Source organism: Leisingera sp. F5, from assembly GCF_001593695.1.
This window is the reverse complement of sequence record NZ_LUKH01000742.1, coordinates 1-1757: the sequence shown is the minus strand read 5'-3', so window position 1 is coordinate 1757 and position 1757 is coordinate 1. Positions and strand designations below refer to the sequence as shown.

Below are 1757 nucleotides of genomic sequence, written 5' to 3'. Positions count from 1 at the left end.
GTCATGGGATCCTCCTTTGCCGGCACGTTAGTAATATTGGATCCAATTTCCAAGCAGTAACTTGCTGTCACCTGTCCGTGAAATCCGCCGCTGCCGGGTTGAGGGGCTGGGCATCAGCCGGCAGGGTGACAGCAAAGCAGAAGGGAGGCCCAAGATGCGTTTTCTGGAGAATCTGAGACCTTTTACTTTGATAGGGCTTATTGCGATCGGCACGATTGCACATGCCAATCCTGTGCAGGCGCAATCAACTGAAGTCCTGACTGTGGCCGGTGGATGCTTCTGGTGTGTGGAAAGCGATTTTGAAAGCGTGCCCGGGGTGACTGAAGCCGTGTCGGGCTATACTGGCGGCAAAACAGAAAACCCGACTTACAAGGACGTCAGCCGCGGCGGCAGCGGCCATTACGAAGCAGTACAGATTTCCTTTGATCCGGCAAAAGTCTCACGCGAACACTTGTTGGAACTTTTCTTCCGCTCGGTTGATCCGACAGACCCGGGCGGCCAGTTCTGCGACCGCGGCGAGAGCTACCGCACAGCGGTTTTTGTCTCTAACGAAGAAGAAAAGGCACTGGCTATGGAAGTGAAAGCCGAGGCTCAAGACGCCCTGGGACAAAGGATTGTGACCCCGGTCCTAACAGCAAAGGTTTTTTATAAAGCCGAAGAATATCACCAGGACTACTACAAGGGGAACAACTTGGTATTCACCCGATTTGGCCCCAAGCGGCAAGCTACGGCTTATAAACGATACCGCCAGGCTTGCGGGCGCGATGAACGAGTAGCGCAGCTATGGGGGGACGCGGCGCCCTTTGCAAACGGGCATTGAAGCGGGGCGCTGCCCCTTAGCCTGACGGCCAATTCTCCCAAAGTATTTTCAACCCAAAAGAAGCAGGCTGCCTCAGGTCAAAAGCGAGCCGCCTGCACTTCTTTCAGTTCTGGAATCACGTCCGCTGTGCCATGGCGTGCGACCATCAGCGCCGCAGCTTTCGCGGCCAGCGGCATTGCCTCTGACAACGGCAAACCTTGGTCCAGACCCGAAAGGACATATCCGGTGAAAGTGTCTCCTGCCCCTGTGGTATCTACAGGCGTAACCGGAAGAGCCGGAACATTCAGAACCGCACCGGTTTCGCCGTCGATATGCCGGGCCCCTTTAGCACCAAGAGTGATAATCACGTCTTTGATGCCAAGCTCATCGGGCGACTTGCCAGACGCCTCCTTCAGCTGTCCGGCTTCAACCTCGTTCAGGATCAAGAAGTCAAGAAACGGAAGAACCGCTTGGACTGCGTCGGCGTCAAAGGGGGCGGCGGCGTAGCAGACCCGCATCCCGTGATCGCGGCCCGCACGGGCGGCTTCGGCCTGCATATTGGTTTCATTCTGCATCACCAGAATGTCGCCTGCATTAGCCTGCGAAAGCGCTTGGTCCAACTGGTCCTGAGTCAGCGCACGGTTGGCGCCGAGAAACAGGATGATCTGGTTTTCCCCCTCCGGCTCCACCGCAATGATGGCGTGGCCGGTTGGGATGTCCACCTGGGCAATGTCTCGAATTCCAGTGCCATAATCCTTCAACCGCTCAACTGCCCAAGCCCCGTCAGGTCCAACAGCGCCGATGTGATTAACCTCGCTGCCAGCGCGGACGGCGGCAACGGACATGTTGGCGCCTTTCCCGCCTAGAAAGCGGTCAAGACGTCGGGCGGCAAGGGTTTCCCCCGCCACCGGCAGATGCGGCAAGGCATAGACCATGTCCGCATTGATTGATCCCAGGT

General features: G+C 57.3%; 2 protein-coding genes. One reads left to right on the top strand and one right to left on the bottom strand.

The window, feature by feature from the left end:
- The first annotated feature begins 154 nt into the window (after nt 1–154).
- Entirely contained in the window at nt 155–820 is a 666-nt protein-coding gene (msrA, locus tag A2I95_RS35445) for a peptide-methionine (S)-S-oxide reductase MsrA (RefSeq protein WP_027256994.1), read from the top strand.
- A 77-nt stretch (nt 821–897) separates the two neighbouring features.
- Here msrA and A2I95_RS35440 read toward each other — a convergent pair whose 3' ends face one another.
- Nucleotides 898–1755 carry a ribokinase gene (locus A2I95_RS35440; RefSeq protein WP_291737243.1) on the bottom strand — a complete coding sequence of 286 codons (858 nt, stop codon included), beginning with the start codon at nt 1753–1755 and terminating at the stop codon, nt 898–900.
- Nucleotides 1756–1757: the final 2 nt, after the last annotated feature.

Bases quoted from the DNA above. Each gene is read 5' to 3' on its own strand.
- msrA (WP_027256994.1), top strand. From the start codon at position 155: ATGCGTTTTCTGGAGAATCTGAGACCTTTTACTTTGATAGGGCTTATT.